This is a genomic window from Prosthecobacter gellanilyticus, assembly GCF_007992435.1.
Taxonomy (GTDB): Bacteria; Verrucomicrobiota; Verrucomicrobiia; order Verrucomicrobiales; family Verrucomicrobiaceae; genus Prosthecobacter; species Prosthecobacter gellanilyticus.
The window spans coordinates 88,878-110,293 of the sequence record NZ_BKAG01000001.1 but is presented as its reverse complement, the minus strand read 5'-3'; the positions used below and the strand labels follow the sequence as shown (position 1 = coordinate 110,293).

Annotated in this window: 13 protein-coding genes; 10 read left to right on the top strand and 3 right to left on the bottom strand. The window is 59.4% G+C overall.

The window, feature by feature from the left end; all coding sequences use genetic code 11:
- The first annotated feature begins 153 nt into the window (after positions 1-153).
- Positions 154-1,533 (top strand): DUF1501 domain-containing protein, encoded by a 1,380-nt coding sequence (locus BGE01nite_RS00370; protein WP_146848273.1) that lies wholly within the window; start codon positions 154-156, stop codon positions 1,531-1,533.
- A gap of 108 nt (positions 1,534-1,641) precedes the next feature.
- On the opposite strand, the gene BGE01nite_RS00365 is transcribed toward BGE01nite_RS00370, so the two are convergent.
- The gene (locus BGE01nite_RS00365) at positions 1,642-2,115 is read right to left on the bottom strand and encodes a GxxExxY protein (protein ID WP_146848272.1); all 474 of its coding nucleotides are present in this window, start codon (positions 2,113-2,115) and stop codon (positions 1,642-1,644) included.
- Positions 2,116-2,227: 112 nt separating this feature from the next.
- Here BGE01nite_RS00365 and BGE01nite_RS00360 point away from each other — a divergent pair, with 112 nt between their 5' ends.
- From BGE01nite_RS00360 to BGE01nite_RS00350, 3 genes are all read left to right on the top strand, one after another.
- Positions 2,228-4,426 carry a DUF1549 domain-containing protein gene (locus BGE01nite_RS00360; protein WP_146848271.1) on the top strand — a complete coding sequence of 733 codons (2,199 nt, stop codon included), beginning with the start codon at positions 2,228-2,230 and terminating at the stop codon, positions 4,424-4,426.
- A gap of 454 nt (positions 4,427-4,880) precedes the next feature.
- Positions 4,881-8,519 carry a WD40 domain-containing protein gene (locus BGE01nite_RS00355; RefSeq protein ID WP_146848270.1) on the top strand — a complete coding sequence of 1,213 codons (3,639 nt, stop codon included), beginning with the start codon at positions 4,881-4,883 and terminating at the stop codon, positions 8,517-8,519.
- A gap of 29 nt (positions 8,520-8,548) precedes the next feature.
- Positions 8,549-9,223, top strand: coding sequence for a hypothetical protein (locus BGE01nite_RS00350; RefSeq protein WP_146848269.1), 675 nt, complete (start codon positions 8,549-8,551; stop codon positions 9,221-9,223).
- A 448-nt stretch (positions 9,224-9,671) separates the two neighbouring features.
- Here the strand turns inward: BGE01nite_RS00350 and BGE01nite_RS00345 are convergent, their stop codons facing one another.
- The gene (locus tag BGE01nite_RS00345; protein WP_246145625.1) at positions 9,672-12,872 is read right to left on the bottom strand and encodes a PVC-type heme-binding CxxCH protein; all 3,201 of its coding nucleotides are present in this window, start codon (positions 12,870-12,872) and stop codon (positions 9,672-9,674) included.
- Positions 12,873-12,981: 109 nt separating this feature from the next.
- Here BGE01nite_RS00345 and BGE01nite_RS00340 point away from each other — a divergent pair, with 109 nt between their 5' ends.
- The 3 genes from BGE01nite_RS00340 (at position 12,982) to BGE01nite_RS00330 (ending at position 17,043) form a co-directional block, all read left to right on the top strand.
- A complete protein-coding gene (locus BGE01nite_RS00340; RefSeq protein WP_146848267.1) occupies positions 12,982-14,412 on the top strand; it encodes a DUF1501 domain-containing protein in 1,431 nt (476 codons plus the stop codon).
- A 48-nt stretch (positions 14,413-14,460) separates the two neighbouring features.
- Positions 14,461-16,062: a hypothetical protein gene (locus tag BGE01nite_RS00335; RefSeq protein ID WP_170266492.1), complete on the top strand. Its 1,602-nt coding sequence runs from the start codon at positions 14,461-14,463 to the stop codon at positions 16,060-16,062.
- 168 nt (positions 16,063-16,230) lie between these two features.
- On the top strand, positions 16,231-17,043 hold the full coding sequence (locus tag BGE01nite_RS00330) for a TatD family hydrolase (RefSeq protein WP_146848265.1): 813 nt from the start codon (positions 16,231-16,233) through the stop codon (positions 17,041-17,043).
- Positions 17,044-17,291: 248 nt separating this feature from the next.
- On the opposite strand, the gene BGE01nite_RS00325 is transcribed toward BGE01nite_RS00330, so the two are convergent.
- The gene (locus BGE01nite_RS00325) at positions 17,292-17,846 is read right to left on the bottom strand and encodes a YqgE/AlgH family protein (RefSeq protein WP_146848264.1); all 555 of its coding nucleotides are present in this window, start codon (positions 17,844-17,846) and stop codon (positions 17,292-17,294) included.
- 127 nt (positions 17,847-17,973) lie between these two features.
- Here BGE01nite_RS00325 and BGE01nite_RS00320 point away from each other — a divergent pair, with 127 nt between their 5' ends.
- The 3 genes from BGE01nite_RS00320 to BGE01nite_RS00310 all read left to right on the top strand — a co-directional run bounded on the left by BGE01nite_RS00320 (position 17,974) and on the right by BGE01nite_RS00310 (position 21,192).
- Positions 17,974-19,332 carry an MFS transporter gene (locus BGE01nite_RS00320; protein ID WP_146848263.1) on the top strand — a complete coding sequence of 453 codons (1,359 nt, stop codon included), beginning with the start codon at positions 17,974-17,976 and terminating at the stop codon, positions 19,330-19,332.
- Positions 19,329-20,003, top strand: coding sequence for an SDR family oxidoreductase (locus BGE01nite_RS00315; RefSeq protein ID WP_146848262.1), 675 nt, complete (start codon positions 19,329-19,331; stop codon positions 20,001-20,003). The genes BGE01nite_RS00320 and BGE01nite_RS00315 overlap by 4 nt, the downstream gene beginning before the upstream one ends.
- A gap of 97 nt (positions 20,004-20,100) precedes the next feature.
- The gene (locus BGE01nite_RS00310; protein WP_146848261.1) at positions 20,101-21,192 is read left to right on the top strand and encodes an acyltransferase family protein; all 1,092 of its coding nucleotides are present in this window, start codon (positions 20,101-20,103) and stop codon (positions 21,190-21,192) included.
- The last annotated feature ends 224 nt before the right edge of the window (positions 21,193-21,416 follow it).

The window sequence follows — 21,416 nt, the reverse complement described above, 5'->3', positions numbered from 1 at the left end:
CCATTCTATAGTGGAAAGAGGCACTGTATACTGTGGACGTTGGAGGTTCTGCGTGATGCAAAACCTGAACCTTCCAGCCGCGTTTCCGAAACAGATCCAGTGCGCGAAGGCCGTACTAGATCTTGTCACATTCACTGTTAGCCCCCAACCACCATGTTCAAGTTCTCTGGCCAAGGCTCTGTCACCACCTGTGATGGTGTGACGCGTCGTGATTTCCTGCAGGCAGGCGCCCTGGGGGCCATCGGCCTAACCATGCCTGCTTTTGCGAAGCTCAAGGCCGAGGGCCGTGTGGACCCGAAGAAGAGCAACAAGGCCTGCATCATGATCTTCAATCTCGGCGCGCCGAGCCAGCAGGATCTGTGGGACATGAAGCCGGACGCGCCGAGCGAGATTCGCGGTCCTTTCAAACCGATCCGCACGAAGAGTGATGCCTTTGAGATCTCTGAGATCCTGCCGCTGCATGCGAAGATCGCGGATAAATTTTCTCTCGTGCGCTCCTGCTATCACACCGCAGCGGCGGTGCATGACACAGGGCATCAGATGATGCAGACGGGCCGTCTTTTCACCGGTGGTGTGAACACGCCGCATGTGGGCAGCGCGCTGGAGTTCCTGCAAGGCCGCCGGAGTGATCTGCCCGCGCATATTATTCTTCCCGAAACGATGGGACCCACCGGTGGCAACATGCCGCATGGCCAGGATGCGGGCTTCCTGGGCAAGTCGTATGACCCTTTCGTGCTCAACAGTGATCCGTCCGCTGCGGACTTCCGCGTGCCGGATCTGCTGCCGCCGAAGGAGATCAGCGAGGTGCGCCTGGATCGTCGTCGTCAAATGCGCGAGCTGGTGGACAGCAGCGTGAAGAACTTTGAAGCCAGCGAGCAGGCGAAGCTCATGGATTCGAACTTTGAAGCAGCGTATCGTATCATGACCAGCACGCAGGCGCGCGAGGCTTTTGACCTCACCAAGGAGCCGACGAAAGTGCGCGAGCGCTATGGCATGAACCGCTTTGGCCAGAGCTGCCTGCTGGCACGCCGGTTGGTAGAGCGTGGTGTGCGCTTTGTGACCGTGAACACCTTCATCACCGTGTTTGGCGAGATCACCTGGGACATCCACGGCAGCAAGCCTTTCACCAGCATCGAAGGCATGCGCGATATCGTCGCGCCGATGTATGACCAGGGTTACAGCGCGCTGATCGAGGACCTGTTCCAGCGCGGCATGCTGGATGATACGATGGTGACCTGCCTCGCCGAGTTTGGCCGCACGCCGAAGATCAATCCTGCCGGTGGTCGTGATCACTGGCCAAACTGCTGGACCGTGAACTTTGCCGGTGGCGGCGTGAAGGGCGGTCACGTGGTCGGCAAGAGCGACGACATCGGTGGTTATCCCACCGAGCGCCCCGTCGCGCCGAAAGAGATTGTGGCGACCATTTACCAGGCCCTCGGTGTGGACCTCACCACCGAGCTTCCTGGGCCGCAGGGACGTCCGTATCCCGTCGTCGACTTTGGCACGCAGGCGATCAAGGAGCTGTTTGCGTAAGCAGAGTTTTTTAACCGCTAATTTGACGCTGATATGACGCTAATAAAAACAGAAAGGAATGATGTTCATTCTGCTGATATCAGCGTCCCATTAGCGTCTCATCAACGGTTAAACATTCTGGTTGTTAGGCCTGCGGCCCCCTTTTGGCAGCAGCATCCAAGGTTGCACAAACTCACGCAACACGAAGCGCTTCCACTCCACCTTCCCAAGCGGACCAAAGTTGATCAGATAACCCACAGGCTTCCGCGCCAGACGAAGGTAGTTCAGCAGTTGCGCCACATGTTCCGAAGCCAGCGCACGAACCGATTTCAACTCCACGACGATCTCGCCGTGAACATACAGATCCGGGATGTAGCGCTGCCTGAGCTCCCGCCCTTTGTAAAAGACTGCGAGCTCCTGCCTCGGCACAAACGGGATGCCTCTTAACCGCAACTCTTCTTCCAGGCTCTCCTGATAGACTTCCTCCAACAAGCCTCCACGAACAACTCGATGAACCTCAAACGCGGCCCCCATCAGCTCAAAGCCTTCATCGGCCAGCGGATTGAATTCCTCCTCGGTGACATAGTCGTCAGTGCTCAACATGATGAAGACAAACCAAGTTCCGATCTCCCTGTCAAATCTTCATCCATTAGCGTCTCATCAGCGTCCCATTAGCGGTTCAAAAACCTCCCCGATTCATCCAGGCACTCGAACCATGCGAAGCAGCCTTTTCACTTTTCTCTTCATTCTATCAGCGGTTGCCAGTGCTTCCGCCGAAGTGCCTTCGTTTCGCAACACGATCCAGCCGATCCTCACGCGCTATGGTTGCGCGATGGGGGCGTGTCATGGTGCTGCGGCGGGACAGGGCGGGTTTCGTCTTTCGCTGCGAGGGTTTGATGATGAGGGGGACTGGCTTTCCATCACGCGCAGCGCGAAGGGGCGTCGTCTCACTTTGGAGGATCCGGCGCGCAGTTTGTTTCTGCTGAAGGCCGTTAAAGCGGTGCCGCACAAAGGCGACAAGCGCTTTGAAGCGAACTCGCCGGAGTATAAAGCGATTGTGGACTGGATCGCAGCGGGAGCGCCGGGACCGAAGGCAGATGATGCGCGCATCACCTCGCTCGAGGTTTCGCATCCGCATGTGGTGAGCAAGCCGGGGCAGACGGTGCAGCTCAAGGTGACCGCGAAGTTCAGTGATGGTCATACCGAGGATGTGACCCGCTGGTCCAAATACGTTGCCACGAATGCCAGTGTGGCCACGGTGGACGACAATGGTCTGATCAAAACCACGGGCAGTGGTGAAGGCACAGTGAGTGCATGGTATCTCAGCCGACTCGCCATCTCCACGGTGACGATTCCGAATGCAGTCCAGGTGCAGCCTGCGAGCTTTGCGGCGCTGAAGCCGCGTAACTTTGTGGATGAGCACACGCTGACCAAGCTGCGCGAGCTGAACATTCCGCCCTCTGCACGCGCTGATGATCATGAGTTCATCCGCCGCGTGTTTGTGGACACACTGGGCATCTTACCGACGGCAGAAGAAGCGCGCGCTTTCTTTGCCGACACCGCGCCGGACAAGCGGGATCGCTTGATCGACGCGCTGCTGAAGCGACCTGAGTTTGTGGACTACTGGGCGCATCGCTGGAGTGATTTGCTGCTGGTGAATGGTGACAAGCTCATGCCTGCCTCCATGTGGTCTTACTACAACTGGATCCGCCGTCATGTGGCCGCGAACACACCGTGGGATGCGATGGTGCGTGATCTTCTCACAGCCACCGGCAGCACGCTGGAGAATGGCGCGGGGAACTTCTTCATCCTCAATGATGAGCCCACCAAATGTGCGGAAACCGTGAGCGTGGCCTTCATGGGCACCTCCATCGGCTGCGCGAAGTGCCACAACCATCCGCTCGAGAAATGGACTCACGAGCAGTACTTTGCTTTCGCGAATCTTTTCGCCCGTGTGCGTACCAAGAACGGTGCACAAGCTGATGAACGCGTGCTGTTCTCTGACACACAAGGTGATATCGTCACACCGCTGACGGGCAAGCCGCAGGAGCCGCGTCCGCTTGATTCAGTGACAGCGGTGTCGATGACCTCCACCGAAGACCGACGCATCACCCTGGCGAAGTGGCTGACAGGTGCGGATAACAAACTGTTCCAACGAGCGATCGTGAACCGGGTGTGGGCGAACTTTTTTGGTTCAGGCCTTGTGGAGCCGGTGGATGATCTGCGCGTGACGAATCCGGCAAGCAACGAGCCGCTCTTCGCAGCAGCTTGTGATCATCTGGTGCAGCAGAAGTTCAATTTGAAGGCGCTCATGCGCACCATCCTGCAGAGCGAGACTTATCAGCGCAGCAGCGTGACCGTGCCGGAGAACATCAACGACCTTCGCTATGGCTCGCACTATGTGCCACGTCGTCTGAAGGCTGAGGTGCTGCTGGATACGATCTCGCAGGCCACTGCTGCTCCGACGACCTTCAAGATTGATCGTCGTAATGCGAACCGTGGCACTGCTGACAGCTACCCCATGGGCTTCCGCGCGCTGCAGCTTCCGGACTCGAACATCGCGAGCTACTTCCTGAAGAGCTTCGGTCGCGCAGACCGCGTGGCGACCTGTGAATGCGAACGCACGAACGAGCCCAGCATGGCCCAGGCCCTGCACATCGCGAATGGTGACACGATGAACGCGAAGCTCTCCGAGAAGAACAATCGTCTCGATGTATTGCTCGCCTCCAAACAGCCCGATGAGAAGGTCGTCGAAGAAGCTTATCTGCTCACGCTCACCCGTCCGCCGAGTATGAAGGAGAAACAGAAGGCCACCGAACTGCTCGCCACTGCCAAGCCCGAGGAACGCCGCGTCACTCTGGAAGACCTTTTCTGGAGCCTGATGAGCTCGAAGGAGTTTTTGTTCAATCACTGATGCGTTTGGGAAGATAGCATTCGCTCTAAGCCATGATGCAACGGCCCTATAATTACGGAGGCTTTTCCAACCGCGCCGACCGGTTGGCGGGCTGGCGTCGTTGGATTCCACCATCCGCTTCGGCTCCTATGCCCCAAGCCCAACGGGCTTGTGGAATTAAGCCCAGGGTTCGCAGAACCCTGGGGGTGGAGACGCATCACGTTTTAATTTCGTCGAACCCCAACGGGGTTCTGTCCATGGACGGCCGATCGCCAACGTCCACGATTCCGCCGAGTTGTCGCCGTGTGGACGCAACCCTTTCAGGGTTGGTTGTCGATGCGGCACGCGGGGTGTCGCCTAACCCAGGGTTGTTCCAACCCTGGGCTCAATTCCGCAAGCCCGTTGGGCTTCATGATGCCGGCACCATTTCTTCGCAGGGCTCACACCTGTGTTCTCATCCTTTTTCACACGTCGCATGACTCTTCTTCGCTCCATCTTCATTCTCACATTGCTCACGGTGTCTGCCCACGCTCAAACCGTGGACTACACGAAGCAGATCGTGCCGCTGTTTGAGCAGTACTGTGTGGACTGCCACAATGCGGATGATCCGGACGGGGAGTTCGCGCTGGATACTTTTGCGGCGCTCATGAAGGGCGGCGAGGAAGGTGTGGCGGTGGTCGCGGGCAAGAGCGGTGACAGCATGCTGGTGAAGTTTCTGGAAGGCCGCTCGGGACGTGGTGGGAAGAATGAGTCCATGCCGCCGGGGAAGCGTGAGAAGCTGAAGCCGGAGGAGATCGCGTTGATCAAGACGTGGATCGATGCAGGAGCGAAAGGACCGATTGTGGCGGATGCGAAGCCGATGCCAAAGGAGGTGATCACGCCGAAGATCACGCCGACCGTGACGCTGAAGCGTTCGATCCAGGCAGTGGCGTTTTCGCCGAAGGTGCAGTTCATCGCGGTGGGACGCTATGGTGAGGTGGAACTGCTGAATCCGGTCACACGTGCGGTGGTGAGAAAGCTCACAGGCTTCAAAGGCAAGGTGAATGCGGTGATATTCTCGCCGGATGGTGAGTTTGTCTATGCGGCCGGTGGTGAAGCAGGCATTGTGGGTGAAGTGAAGCGCTGGAAGACGAGCGATGGTGCGCTGCAGCAGTCCTTTGAAGGGCATCTCGATGCGGCGTATGCGCTCGCGGTTTCGCCGGATGGCAAGATGATTGCCAGCGGTGCTTATGATCAGAAGATCCGGCTTTGGGATGTGATGACCGGCAAGGAATTGGCCCTGCTCAAAGGTCACAACGGCGCGGTAAACGGTCTGTCGTTTCGTCCGGATGGCAAGGTGCTGGCAAGTGCGAGCTCGGATCGCACGGTGAAGCTTTGGAGCATTCCAAGCGGCCAGCGGCTCGAGACACTCTCCCAGCCGACGAAGGAGCAGACCAGCGTGGTCTTCAGTGCGGATGGCAAGACTCTCTTCGCGGGTGGTGCGGACAATCGCATTCGGCTTTGGAACATCAGCATGGAGGCCAAGGAAGGCACGAACAGCATCGTCACCAGCCGCTTTGCGCATGAGGGTGGCATCTTGAATCTGGCGCTGTCGGGTGATGGCAAGCTGCTGGCCTCCACGGCGACGGACAAGTCCCTCAAGATCTGGCACACGGTGGATCTGACAGAGAAGCAGTTGATCGAGAAACAGCCGGACTGGTCCTCAGCGCTGGCCTTCACGGACAAGGCGCAACTCATCGCCGGACGTGTGGATGGCAGTCTGGCGCTCTATGAATCCACGACGGGCAAGGTGGTGATGGTTCCGGCCCCAGCGAAGCCTGCGGCGATGGCGAAAGCTGCCAAGCCAGCCAAGCTGGAGCTAACCAACATTGCGCCACGAGCGGCGCACATTGGCGGTGAGCTGCTGGTGACACTTTCGGGCAAGGGCTTTACCGACGACATGCAGGCCGTGGCCTCGCATCCTGGCTTGAAGGTGCAGATTGCGAAGCATTCCATCAAGGCTGCGAGCGCTCGACTGAAGATCACGGCGACGGCGGATGTGCCGCGGGGTGCTTATGATGTTTGGCTGAAAGGTGCGACGGGTGAGTCAGCGCGGCTCAAAGTGTATGCAGATGATCTCAAGCCTGCTGTGAGCAACGCGATGGAGTTCAAAGGGGGTCCTGTGGCTGTCGCGGCATTGCCTGCGAGCCTTTGGGGCACGTTGACGGAGATTGGCCAGCATGATGCGTATCGCATTCACGCGAAGGCGGGTGAAGAGCTGGTGCTGGATCTCGCGGTCGCCCAGGTGGGCAGCAAGGCGAAGGCGCCGACGCTGGAGATCATGGACATGAACCAGACCGTGCTGGCGGTGAATCGTGGCCTCGACAGCGGTAGTGATCCGTTCATTGCGTGGAAGGCGCCGGTCGAGGGTGACTACGTCATGATCGTGAGCAACACGACGATGGATGGCAGTGCGGAGCATGTGTATCGCCTCACCATCGGCACACTGCCCTATGTCACCGGCTGGTCGCCGCTGGCGGCGCAAGTTGGAAAGGAGGCGAAGGTCACGCTCATTGGGCACCATCTGGGTGACAAGGCTGTCATTCCGGTGAAGCCGGGCGAGGAAGGCACGCTGCCCGTGCCGGTGAATGACAAGACGCTGCGTTTCCGCTCGGTACCGATGCTTCGGGTGAGCCAGATGACGCAGGTGGAAGATGTGGAAAGCGGCAATGACATCAGCAAGGCGCAGGTCGTGCCCATTCCATCCACGGTGAATGCACGGCTGTTGAAGGCGGGTGATGCGGATCATTTCGCGTTTGATGCGAAGAAGGGTCAGACGTGGATCATCGAGACCACGGCGGCGCAGGCAGGATCGCCAGCAGATACGAAGATCGAGGTGCTGCACACGGATGGGAAGCCAGTGGGGCGCATGCTGCTGCAGGCGGTGCGTGACAGTTATAACAACTTCCGCAGCGTGGATGCGAACAACCCGGACATCCGTCTGCAAAACTGGGAGGAGATGGAGCTGAACGAGTATGTGTACTTCAACGGGGATGTGATGCGCATCGTGCGCATGCCACGTGGTCCGGATGGTGGTTGCTTCTTCTACATCAATGGCGGCATGCGCCGCGCTTACTTTGACACCAGCGCCACGGCGCATTCACTGGATGAACCTTGCTATGTGGTGGAGCCGAAGCCGCTGGGCACGGAGCTGGTGCCGAGTGGCCTGCCGGTTTTCACGCTGAACTATGCGAATGATGATAGCGGTGATCGGAAGCTGGGCCGTGATTCACGCCTGACCTTCACCGCGCCTGCGGATGGCCGCTATGTCGTGCGTGTCACCGATACGCGGAACTGGGGTGGGGATCGCTTTGTGTATGCGTTGAGCATCCGTGAACCGAAGCCGGACTTCAGCGTGAAGCTGGCGGGCATGAACCCGACGGTGATGCCGGGTGCTTCGGAGGGTTTCTCTTTCCGTGCTGAGCGCCGGGATGGTTTCGATGATCCGATCCAGATTGAGATCACCGGTGTGCCGCAGGGTTACCACACGACTTCGCCGCTCATCATTGAAGGCGGGCATGATCTGATCAGCGGCAGTTTGCATGCGCTGCCGGACGCACCGGCGAATGCCGACTGGAGCAAGCTGAAGATCAGCGCCAGGGCGAAGATCCGCGGCCAGGATGTGGCGCATGATGGCGGGAATTTTGGCAAGGTCACGCTGGGTGCGGCACCGAAGTTTGTTGTCGTGCTGGAGCCTGACATGGGCGGCAAGCCGGTGATGCGCGAGCTGAGGGATGAGACGACGCCACTGGAGCTGACACTGGCACCTGGGCAGACCGTGAAGGCCTGGATCCGCGCGGTGCGCATGGGCAATGATGGTCTTCTCAGCCTCGATGTGCATGGCCTTCCGCATGGGGTCATCGTGGATGACATCGGCCTCAACGGCGTGCAGATCCGCGAGAAGGAAAACGAGCGCCCGATTGTGTTCCGTGCCGCGAAGTGGGTGCAGGACCAGGACAAGCTCTGTCATGCCGCACTGAGCTCCGCGCGCAATGAGCATGACAGCGCGGGACTGCAGACGAGCTTTCCGGTGCTGATGAAGATTCGGAAGCCGGTGGGTGTGGCGGTGAAGTGATGGGCTGCCTATGCTAGGCTACGTGCTTCATGACCAAACTTCTCCTTTCGCTGCTTCTTCTGTGTCTCGTCAGTTGCGGGACACCTTCGCCGGAGATTTCATCTCATCCACAGTCGACTCCCGAAGCAGCGCTCAGTGAAAAGCATCGAGAAGACTATGCTCGCCGATGGGCTGCCTTTCGATGCGAGAAGAATGGTGTGCCTGGGGCAGACATCCATACGCTCGGAGATGATGTTCCGAAGCCGTCATGGTTACTTTCCGGCGAGCTTCAGCTAAGCTTGAAGTTTGGAAAAGCGTATGCAGCCCGAAGAGCGCCGGAGCGATGGCGCACAGAGTCACGATATGTGCTCAGGATTTTGGGTGGACGAGAACTCGGTCGGGCAGAGAGCCTTCTGACAGGACCTCATCAAGGCATGGTCAAGGTGGTCTATTGCCCTGCCAGCGGATGTGTGCTGATCGAGGAATCGTTAAGTGGTGCGGGCAATCCCATGCGGCACATTGTGTTTGAACGTGACGCGATTACTTCGAACTGGACGGTTCACTATCTCGAGCTGCCACGTCGGCAGACTCCATTTGATGAGACTGTTGTGGGTCATGTGTTGTCCATCGCGAATGGCAAAGTGTACGTGGAGACGGATGGACTTTATTATGCGTTTCCCATCGGGGAGCACCTCGCGAGGACGCTGGAGTTTATGGTGGGGTGAGACTGGGGCGCCTAGGCTATGGTGGATTGAACATCCATTGTCAGGTGTTCGATTTGCTTTGAGGTGAAGGTGATCATGTGGACTTCAAGAGCGCCGGAGGGCCGGCGCAGTCCAGGACGCTTTGCGGCTTCGGGATTGTTAGGCGAAAGCGAGTCGGGAGAAAGCGGTGGGAGAGGAAGTCGGCCGCGACGCATTCATCCTTCGCAGTCTTGCTACGGAGAACGAGGCGCGGCCTTACCGGGGGTTTGGACGCTGGCGCTATTTTTGTTAGGCCGTGTGCTTGATGCACCGTTCGTCCTAAGCGGTGTCGCCGAGGCAGGGTGGCCCGTGCCTCTCTGCCACCGCACTCCGAGACGCTATCGCGACTTCGACATCTGAAAATCAAATGGCCTGCGAGTGGAGGACCACCGCAGGCCATGAGATTTGCTGAAGTTGAGCTAGGTGGCGGTTACTTCAAGGGATGCTCTTTGAGGAGCTGGTCGGCCATGTAGAAGGACATGCGGCCGGGCTGCTCGGCGCGGACTTTCTTCACGTCCTCCGTGGTGGTGGTGCCGTGTTTGTTGCCGAAGTGGTTGCGGACGAAGGTGAGGACGTTGGCGACTTCGTCATCCTTCAACATGCCGGCGAAGGGGGTCATGGGGACCTGCCCGTCGAACTTTTTGCCGTCGACCTCGATGGGGCCCATGAGACCGTAGAGGACGATCTTGATGGAACGCTCTTTGTCGTTCAACCAAGCGCTGTTGGCGATGGGCGGGAAGGCCGGGGCGAGGCCGTTGCCATCGCCACGATGGCAGGTCATGCAGCTGCCTTCGCGGTGGTAGATCTCCTGACCGGCGAGGAACTGCTTCTGCGCGGCGGCATCGAGATGCTTCGGCGCGGGAGCGACGACATACTCGATCAAGGGTTTCTCGGCGATGCCCGCAAGACGGTCGGCAGCGGTCTTCGCAGCGTTTTTGGTCCACTCATCGAGAGGCTTGGCACTGGCGGCAGCGACGATCTTCTTCGCGGCAGCGGTGTCTTTGATCCAAGACGCGGCGACGACGGCTTCGAGGCGCACGCGGCCGTTTTCATCGTTGGCGGCTTTCTCAAGCAGCGCGGCGTGATCGGCGATCTTGTGCGTGTTATAGCGCAGCACGCGGACGGCGGCAGCACGGGCGTGGAAGTCGGTGGAGGCGAGCATCTCGCGAAGGAGACCTTCATCCGTTTTGTTGAGGCCCCAGGTGGTCCAGAGGGCTTCGAGCTTGGCATGTGTGTCACTCTGTTTCGCGGCCCAGGCCTTGGTGGCGGCGAGGACTTCATCGCTCGGAAGAGCGCGCAGGGCGCGGCGGCTGCGGTAGCGGGTGCGCAGCTCGGGCTCCTTCAGGTTATCCAAAAGTGTGTTCACGTCAGCTCCGGCCACCTTGTCGGGTTTCACAAGAGGGCGTGACGGATAGGTGATGCGGTAGATGCGGCCGTGGACATGGTCACGCAGGGGATCGCGGGCATTGTGCTGCATGTGGCCGACGAGCACGTTGTGCCAGTCAATGACGTAGAGGGAACCATCAGGTGCGAATTCGAGATCGACGGGGCGGAAATTGCCATCCGTACTCTTCAAGAGGTCATGGCGGTGGCTGGTCTTCCAGCCGGTCTTGGCGTCATTGTCCTGAATCTGGACCTGCTTGATGCCGAGGAAGCCGATGGCGTTGCAGTAGATGAGGTCACCCTGCACATCGTCCGGGAAGTGACGGCTGCTGACGATCTCGAGACCGCTGGTGGGGCGCACTTTATGACCATCAGGCACGAGGTCAGGTGTGGATGGGGTCTTGCTGCCAAAGGTGGGTTTGACCTGCACGGGCAGGGCCCAGTTCATAGTGGTGCCGGAGGTGTGGAGGAGGAAGTCCTGGCCCCACTGGTCATAGACATAACCCCAGGGATTTGGGATGCCCATCTGAATGGTGCGCTCCAGGTGGCCGCGCTGTGGGCTGTAGCGGAAGAAGCCGCCATCGACACAGCGCACGGGGCCATAGGGTGTCTCGACATTCGAGTGAAGAAAGACGCCTTCGCACATGATGATGGCGCCGCTGGGATCGGCGGTGAAGGCGCTGATGGCATGGTGCGTGTCATGCGTGTCAAAGCCACCGAGCAAGACCTCGCGGCTGTCGGCCTTGTCATCACCATCTGTGTCACGCATGAGGATGAGGTTCGGCTCCTGGGAGACGTAAACACCTTCAGGTGCGAACTCGAGACCGATGGGGAGATGCAGCTTGTCAGCCCAGACGATTTCCTTATCAGCTTTGCCGTCGCCATTGGTGTCCTCATAGATGAGGATCTTGTCATCCGGCATGGCATCACCCGGACGATAGTGCGGATAGGTGGGCATGGTGGCCACCCACAGACGGCCTTTGTCATCAAAGCTCATCTGCATGGGGTTCGCCAGATGGGGGAACTCCTTCTCGCTTGCAAACATCTCCACCTTGTAGCCTTCGGGCACGGTGAGGCTCTTCAGCGCGTCCTCGCCATAGAGGTACTCCTTGCTGCCGTTTTTCGGGCTCTGGATGTAGTTCGTGGGCACTGCTGGCAGCGCGTGAGTCTTGCTGTCATCCACGGTAAGGTCCTGCTTCTTGCCGGCAGCGACATCGTGAATGAGCTGATCACGGAGCGCAGCCAGCTCGCGGGTCTTCTTCACTTCATCCGGATAGTTCTGCGGGCCAAAGGGCTCGTAACGCTGGCCGTGGGAGTGCACGCCGTTGAGGAGGTTGTAGTCGTTGTTCCAGAACCAGTCCTTCTGCTTCACAGCGTCATGCACAAGCTTCGGATCGGCTTTGGATTCGCGGCTTTGATGACCGAAGAGGCCGGTGGCGAGGATCTCGCCAATCTTTTGGTAGCCTTCTTCGTTAGGCACAAAGCCCATGGTGGTGAGCGGCTTCTCGGCTTTCGAGTAAAGCGCCTTGGTGGGTGAGAAGAGATCGATGAAGGTTAGGCCATGCTTCTTCGCCACGGTCTCCACGGCGGCGGAATACAGGATGAGGTTGGCATTTTCCTTCTCGCCATCCGGCAGGTCACGCTTCGCGGACTGGTTTTCATAGGCGATGGGGCTGACGAGCACCACGCGCGGGGCGGTCTTGCCATTGTAGGCCTTGCTGAGGGTGTGCTGTACCCAGGCATCCAGCTCGTCCTCAAAATTCTTCACTTTGTTAGGCCCGTCGAAGGACTCGTTGAAGCCGAAGAAGGCGACAATGGTGTCCGCCTTCAGGTGGGCAAGCCACTCGTCCGGCATGGGGAAGAAGCCCTTGCCATTGTGCACGTTCTTGTCCGGATGAAACTTCTCCGCGCCGGGGAAGGCCCACTGGGTCTTGCGGGAGGGATGCGGACGGAAGCCGGGGGTGTCACCCACGTGACCCATGTTGCGCACAAAGAGGTCGCTGTCTGGATAGCGCAGATGCAGCTCGGTCTCGAGGCGGCTGTAGTGCACATCACGCTCAGCGAGACCATTGCCGATGAAGATGATGCGCTCGCCCTTGGATGGAGCGGCCACGGCTTGATCACGCTTGGCAGTGGCAGCCTCCGGCACGGGCATGATGGCATGCGGCGCGTTTGCCGGGGCGGTGTTGTCAGCGGCCTGGGCCGTTGAGACAGCCAGCGCGAGGGTTAGAAGGCAGGGGCGGATCATGAAGGGGTTGGGGGTGGAGATGCTAGTCCACCGCAAAAGCGGGAACCGGACAAGAAATCTCTGTGGAAGGGAGAAAAGGGGGTGCAGCCAGTGAACGTATGAGTCTCCCATGCCCTCTGTTTTTCCACGCCGCACGTTCATGTCTCACACGGGGCTGGGATTTGCGGGTGTGGCGCTGCAGGCGATGCTGCAGCGCGAGGCGCGCGGGACGGAGCTGCCGGAGTTTCCAGACGGGAAGGCGCACTTCCGGCCGAGGGCGAAGAGTGTGATCTGGCTTTTTATGCGCGGTGGTGTGAGCCACATGGAGAGTTTTGACCCGAAGCCGCTGCTGAACAAGTATGCGGGGCAGAGCATCGCGGACACGCCCTATAAACATGTGCTGGATCCGGAGCGGCGGAAGAAGGTGCGCGTGGTGGTGGTGAATGATGCGAACGGGCAGCAGCGGAACAAGGTGTACCCTTTGCAGATCGGCTTCCGCAAAGGTGGCCAGAGCGGCATCGAGGTGAGTGACTGGTTTCCGCATCTGCGAGATAGCGTGGATGATCTGGCGATCGTGCGCAGCATGTGGACCACGGATGACAATCACGGTGCGCAGGTGCAGTTTCACTCCGGCAAGCACATGCTGGATGGCCGGCATCCGACGATCGGCGCGTGGGTGAACTACGGGCTGGGATCGCTGAATGACAATCTGCCGCAGTTTATCAACATCGGGCCGCGCTTCTTTGACCTGAAGGACGGGCATTATCTGGGGCCAGCGTATGATGCGGTGAACCTCAAGATCGATCCGAAGAATCCGCTGGCCTTTGCTAGGCCGGAGATCCCGATGAGCGAGATGGAGCAGGCAGCACGCTTTTCACTCGCCGGGAAGCTGAACCGGCTGAGTGCGCTCAGGTATCCAGATGACCCGACGCTGGCGGCGCGCATCAAGAGTTATGAGCTGGCCTTTCACATGCAGAAGGATGTGCCGGACGTGGTGAACTTTGACCGCGAGAGCGAGGCGACGAAGAAGATGTACGGCCTGGATCATGAGGTGACGCGGCCCTTTGGCCAGCAACTGCTGGCGGCGAGAAGGTTCACGGAGCGCGGGGTGCGCTTCATCCAGATCATGCATGGCGATGGCGCGGCAGGTGCGTGGGACAGCCACTCGAAGCTGCGGGAGAACCACAGCAAGCTGGCGGCGCAGGTGGACAAGCCGATCGCGGGACTGATCGCGGATCTCAAGCAGCGCGGGTTGTTTGAGGAGACCATCGTGGTGTTTGCGACGGAGTTTGGGCGCACGCCGGGATCTCAAGGCGCGGATGGGCGGGATCATCATCCGTATGGCTTCAGTGTGTGGATGGCCGGTGGTGGCATCAAGGGCGGCGTGGTGCATGGCAGCACAGATGAGCTGGGCTTTCATGCGGTGGAGCATCCGCACTATGTGACGGACATTCACGCGACGCTGCTGAGGCAGCTCGGCATGGATTCACACCGGCTGGAGTACCCGGGACGCAAGCGGCTGGAGGTGGATTTTGGCGAGGTGATCCGGGAGATTGTTTGAAAATTCGTTAGGTATCTTTTTATGATGATGACGTCCTTGATGGAATCCATGTCCTCCCGTCGCCAGAGCTTTGGCGGGCTTCTGGTGCTGATCTCTGCTCTCGCTTTGGGTGGAAATGCCAATGCTCAGGCCGCTGCACCGGATTCGATGGCAATCGTGAAGCGCTTTGCGGATGCGATGATTGATCACAGCCGAGAGAACCTGCCACACAAGGAGGTTCCGCTGTTTCCGCTGACGCTGCTGCGGGACAGCTACCAGATCCCGCGCATCAAGGTGGGTAATCTCGTCAATGCACGCGTGCCGCAGGAGTTCAAGACGACGGCGAACATTCACCACGATCTGAACCTGTATCAGATCTTTGATGCGCTTAGCGTGATCACCGGTGATCCGAAGTATGCGGCGGAGTCTGAGAAGGTGATCGGCTGGTTCTTGAAGCACTGCCAGGAGCCGCAGTACGGCTTCTTTTGCTGGGGTGAGCATCTGGGCTGGGATCTGCTGAGGAATGATCCAGGCGGCTATCTGCTAGACAAACCGAAGGACAGCATGATCCACGAGTTTTACCGGCCGTGGATCTTTTGGGAGAGGTCATGGAAGCTGGCGCCGGAGGCTTGTCATCGCTTCGCGCAGGCGCTGTGGCGGAACCAGATCAATCATGATGGCGGGACGATCTCGTTCTCACGACATGCGATGATCTTGAGCAAGTCGACGAGCCGTCGCGGGCATGATTTTCCGCGTCATGGTGGATTCTATATCGGCACCTGGGGTGCGGATTACCGGCACACGAAGGATGCGGAGATCCTGGAGGCGGTGGACAAGCTGGTGGCGTTTTATGAAGGGCGCAGGAATGCGAAGTCCGGTGCGATTCCGCATGGCTCGGGGGATTTTGCCATCGATAAGAGTGGGAAGAAGACGGACTATGTGTACACGCAGAGTCCGGTGGCGCTGGCGATCGAGCTTGGGTATGCGGCGGATGCAATGCCGGAGGATCTAAAGAAGCGCATGCTGGCGCTGGCGGATGGCATTGATACCTGCTTCCTCGCGACACCGCATGATCCGGGTCCGGGTGGCAAGGGCTTCGTGCTTTTCTGTGATCCGACGACGCTGGAGCCTGCGGAGTACTGGATGACGAAGGAGGATCTGGACAGCGGCAAGCCGCCAAGGCGGGTGCCATACACGGGTGGATGGCGCTCGGCCTATTCGGGCGAGCATCCACACACGTGGGTGGTGCCGACGCTCATCGCGAGGTATCAACAGACTAACAAAGAGGGTTACAAGAAACTGCTGGTGGCCTGTGCGGACAACTATCTCACGGCGGATCCGGAATCAGGGCTGGGACAACCTTCCAAGAAGGGTGAGCGCGGGCCGGACATCGAGGCGGGGTCGATTGGCAATGTGATTGTGCTTTTGAATGAGGTGCACAAGCTGACGAAGGAGGAGAAGTACCTCGCACGTGCGGAGTGGTATGCGGCGTGGGCGGTGAAGAAGTTCTGGCCGGATGAGCATCCGCTGCCGAGGGCTTCAGTGAAGGAGAACATCTATTCGGCGGCATCGAGGTGTGACACGCTGGCGCTGGCCATGCTGCAGACGGCGATGCTGAGGAAGGATCCGGAGAAAGAGAAGGCGCTGAGGTTGATTGCGACGGATCGGTGAGAGGTCTGGTGAGGAGTTCGATCTTGATTGGACTCCAACGATCCACCCCATTGGAATGGGGTGGTACGATGGGGCTGGCGTTGAACCCCATTCCAATGGGGTTTCGTTTGCGATGAATCGGTGAGTTTGAATGCATCGACGGTGTGTCCATGCTAAGATGGCAGCCTCATGCTCTACGATGCGCACAATCATTTTCAGGATCAACGGCTGGATGCGGTGAGAGGGGAGGTGATGCGCATGCTGCCAGGGCTGGGTGTGGGTGAGGTGGTAGTGGATGGGTCGGGGGAAGATGACTGGGAGGAGGTGGCGCAGCTGGCGCGTGAGCATGCGTGGGTGCGGCCTTCGTTTGGCCTGCATCCGTGGTATGTGAAGGAGCGGGGGGCGCAGTGGCTGGAGAAGCTGCGGGACTATCTCACAGAGTTTCCGAAGGCACCGGTGGGTGAGATCGGGCTGGATCGATGGATTGAGAATCCGGACATCGAGGCGCAGGTGGAGTGCTTTCGCGCGCAGCTTGAGCTGGCGGTGGAGCTGGATCGCGCGGCGAGCATCCATTGTCTGCGCGCCTGGGGTTTGCTGGAGGAGCAGTTGCGTGCGGCTCGGCTACCAGAGCGTGGCTTTTTGCTGCACTCGTATGGCGGCCCGGTGGAGATGGTGCCGGGGTTTGTGAAGATGGGGGCCTACTTCTCGCTGTCGCCGTATTTCGGGCATGCGCGGAAGGCGCAGCAGCTCGCGACCTTTGCAGCGGTGCCGCTGGACCGGTTATTAGCAGAGACGGATGCGCCGGACATGCGGCCGCCGGATGAGCTGAATCCGCATCCGCTGATGCATGAGGGGCAGGCGATCAATCATCCGGCGAATCTGCGCGTGAGCTATGAGCTGCTGGCGAAGGTGCGCGGGATGAGCGTGGAGGAGCTGGAGGCGCGGATTGAGGAGAATTACCGGCGGTTGTTTGGCGAGGCCAAGAGCGGGCGGTTTAGTTAGTGGTAAGTGCCCTTCGCATCTCGATTGGCAGGCGAATAGGGGCAGACGAATGTTTTGAGTACTGGAATGCCGCGATCTATGTCCAGGGTCACAGAGATGAAATGCCCGAGGAGTCGAGTGTCGCACTTTCAGTGCTCTGGGTGACAGACGACGCATGCACTTTTGAAACCCTGGGCGTTGCCCAGGGCTGAGGAGTATCGGGCTGTTGGCCCGAAAGACACGTCTGATAGCGTTTCGCGGTGTTGAATCTAATTCAGCTCCACCTTCTCGGGCGTGTGGGCCATGAGCTGGTAGACGGGGCCCATTTCTTCGAGAACCGCCGTCCACATCTTAGTGACGGGCTGGGTGGTGAGGATGGTCTTGCGGGAGGGGGTGACGATCCAGGAGCGGTGCTTGATCTCGTTTTCGATCTGGCCTTTGGACCAGCCGGAGTAGCCGACGAAGCCGCGCACATCGTGGCCCATGCTGAGCTCGTGCAGGGCATCGTTCACGGAAAGATGGGTCTGGCAGCGGAGGGTGCCTTCCTTGCGGTTCCAGTGCAGGGAGGCGAAGGCGAGTTTATCGGTCGCGACGGGGCCGCCGACGTAGACGCGCACCTGACCGAGGGCGCCGAGGCTTTGATCAGGCAGCAGGTCTGACACGCGCTGATCCAGCGGGCGGTTCAGCACGTAGCCGAAGGCGCCTTCCTTGGTGGTGTGGGCGGCCATGAAGACCACGGTGCGCGAAAAATTGGGATCACGCATGGACGGAACGGCGAGAAGCAGGTTGCCGGTCAACGATTTGGAGTCAGCGGATTCAGGCATGACGGTCGGTTACAGTACAGTACTAGACATACGACACGGGGCTTTTGTTTGCACGGTTTTTTGGAAATGGCTTTTGATGTGGTGTTCGTGATGGAGGTCGCTAGCATCGGGCGTTCCAACCTCTCCCATGCCCGAAGAATCCACCTCCCCGCTTGATCGCGCCCGGCGCAAAGCCTTTTTCCGCCTGCTGCCGGTGCTCTTTGTGAGCTACATGATCGCGTACGTGGACCGGGTGAACGTGGCGGTGGCGAAGCTGACGATGGTGAAGGACATGCCTGAGTTCACCAATGCGGTGATCGGGTTTGGCAGCACGCTTTTCTTCATCGGCTACTTCCTCCTGGAGATCCCGGGTTCGCTGATGGTGGAGCGCTGGAGCGCGCGGAAATGGATCTGCCGCATCATGGTGAGCTGGGGGATGATGGCCGCTCTGACGGCCTTTGTGACCACGCCGAACCAATTTTATGTCGTGCGCTTCCTGCTGGGGCTGGCCGAGGCGGGGTTCTTCCCCGGGGTGATCATCTATCTCACCCACTGGTTCACCGCGCGTGATCGCGCGAAGGCGCTGTCTTACTTCCTCATCGCGACACCGTTTGCGCAGATGCTCAGCCCGATCTCCAACTGGTTTCTCAAGTTCGGCAGCTCGGAGACTTTGCAGTCGGGTGAGGTGATCTTCCATCCGAAGCTGCTAGGGCTCGTGGGCTGGCAATGGGTGTATATCTTCTGGGCCATCCCGGCAGTGTTATTGGGCATTGGCGTGCTGTGGCTGCTCACGGACCGGCCGAAGCAGGCCAAGTGGCTCACGCCTGAAGAGGCCGAAGCGCTGGAGACGGAGCTTGAGCGTGAGAGACTGCTGAAGACCAAGGGCAAGCGCATGACGCTGATGGAAGCCTTTTCTCATCCGAAGGTTTTGCTGCTCTGTGCAGCGTACTTTTTCATCACCACCTGCAGCCACAGCATGGAGCTCTTCATGCCCAGCGTGATCCAGGACTGGTATGCCTTGAGCACCAAGGACTTCACCATGCTCATCGTGCTGCCACCGCTGCTGGCGCTGTTTGGGCAGCTCTTTGGCGGCTGGAGCTCGGACCGGATGCAGGAGCGTCGGCTGCATGCCTGTGTGCCGATCTTCATCGGGGCACTGGCGATGCTGTTTGCACCGCTGACGAAGGGCAATCTGGTGCTGACCATGGCCTGCCTCATGGTGGCCTTCGCGGGGTTCAAGACCTACATGCCGGCCTTCTGGTCGCTGCCGAGCTTGTTCCTGGCTGAAGCGGCGGCGGCGGGCAGCATCGGACTCATCAATTCCGTGGGGAATCTCGGAGGTGCGACCGGGCCGTGGATCCTAGGCCAGATCAAGGATGCGACCGGGTCTTATGCCAATGGTTTTTACTTCCTGGCGTCTTCCATGTTCATTGCTTCCGCGATTGTTTACTTTCTCGGCCTGGGCATCCGGAAGGCCAAGGAGACTCCCGTGATGATCCCTGAATGAGTGATGCATCTCCAGCAGTCGTACTCATCACCGGCGGGGAAGGTGACCTGGCCGTGGCCGTCCGTGCTGAGCTGGAGGCACAGGGCTGGGTGGTGCATGCGCCATCGCATGGTGAGATGGATGTCACGGACAAGGCGCAGGTGCAGCGTGTGATAAGCGCTTTGCCGCGGTTGGATCTGCTGGTGCACAATGCGGGCATCACGCGTGACCGGCGGATGGTGAATATGAGCGAGGAAGAGTTCTCCGAAGTGCTGGAGGTAAATCTCAAAGGCGCGTTTCTATGCACGCAGGCAGCTTTGAAGCTGATGGTGAAGCAGCGTGCGGGGCACATCGTGAACATTGGCTCCTTCAGCGCGCTGAGCGGGCCGATTGGCCAAACTAATTATGCGGCAGCGAAGGCGGGGTTGATCGGACTGACGCAGTCCACGGCGGCGGAGTATGGCGCGCGTGGCGTGCGAGCGAACTGTGTGCTGCCGGGCTTTCTGGACACGAAGATGACGAAGCATCTGCTGGCGGACGAGGCGCATCGTGCGCGCATCCTTTCAGCGCATACTTTAGGGAGACTGAACACGGTGGCTGATGCTGCGAGGTTCATCGCGTTTCTGCACAGCCTGGAGAACGTGAGCGGGCAGGTGTTTCAGCTGGATAGCCGGGTTTCGAGGTGGACGTAAGATCGGAGGCGGGAAGCCAAACAGCGGGCACGAGTGTTCGTGCGCCTCTGGAAGAGGGCTGAGAGATTTCTGTGAATGGGCGCGTCTCCTGGGCAGCATGTCTCAGAACTCTTCTTCGTCACGTCTTGTCTCCCTGGATGCTTTGCGCGGTTTTGACATGTGCTGGATTCTGGGGATGGGCGGGGTGCTGCAGGGGGTGCTGAACCGGTTTGCGCCTGGAAGTGGGTTCACCACGATGGTGGACACGCAGCTGGATCATGTGGCCTGGGAGGGGTTCCGGTTTTATGATCTGATCTTTCCGCTGTTCCTGTTCATCGCGGGTGTGTCGATGGCGATTGCGCTGCCGCGTCGGTTGCAGAAGGAGGGGCGTGCGAGTGCAGTGAAGCATCTTTTGGCCCGTGCATTGATCCTGGTGGTGATCGGGGTGCTCTTCTCGGGAGGCCTGCGAGACGGCTGGGAGAAGATCCGGTGGCTGGGGGTGTTGCAGCGCATTGGCCTGGCCTCAGCGGCGGCGGGGATGATCTCTCTTTGGTTAGGCTGGCGCGGGCTGGTGGCGACGGTGATCGGTCTGCTGGTGGGGTATCATGCACTGCTGGCCTTTGTGCCGGTGCCGGGGTTTGGCGCCGGGGATTATGCGGAAGGGCACAACCTAACAAACTATCTGGATTCGATCTGGCTGCCGGGGCGGAAGTATGATGGCGATCATGATCCGGAGGGGCTGCTGAGCACGCTGCCGGCGATCGCGACGGCTTTGATCGGGATTCTCGCGGGCAAGTGGCTGGTGAATTCGACGACGGCTTCGAAGAGGGTGCTCGGCTTGATCGGCGCAGGCGTGGTGATGATCGCGCTGGGGTGGGTGTGGCATCCGTTTTTTCCAGTGATCAAGAAGATCTGGTCGTCGAGCTTTGTGCTGGTGGCCGGGGGATGGAGCGCGGTGTTGTTAAGCGTGTTTTACGGGATCGTGGATGTGCGCGGGTGGAAGGGCTGGACGACGCCGTTCATGTGGGTGGGGGCGAATCCGATCACGCTGTATGTTTGCGCGGGGCTGGGGTTTTTCCGGACGGTGACCGAGCGCATTGTGGGGCATCCGGGGAAGGAATGGGCATGGGTGGTGTCTTGTGTGAGTTTTGGCCTGTTGTTGTTGTTGGCACGGTGGTTGTACAAGCGCGGGATTTTTATCAAGGTGTGACACCGGGTGGTGGGGTGGATTGGCGGTGGGTGCCGACGTTCACGGAAAAGGACGGAACCCCTTTGGGGTTCGGCATGAAAGGAGAATGCCGTGTCGATAACCCAGGGGAGCACTCGCTAAAGCTCGGCACCCCTGGGCTGTAAGACGGAAGCCCTTTGGGTTTCGGGTGTGGGAGAGGGGGGAATGTGTGGTGTGGAGAGAAGGACGGAAAGGATTTTGGTGAG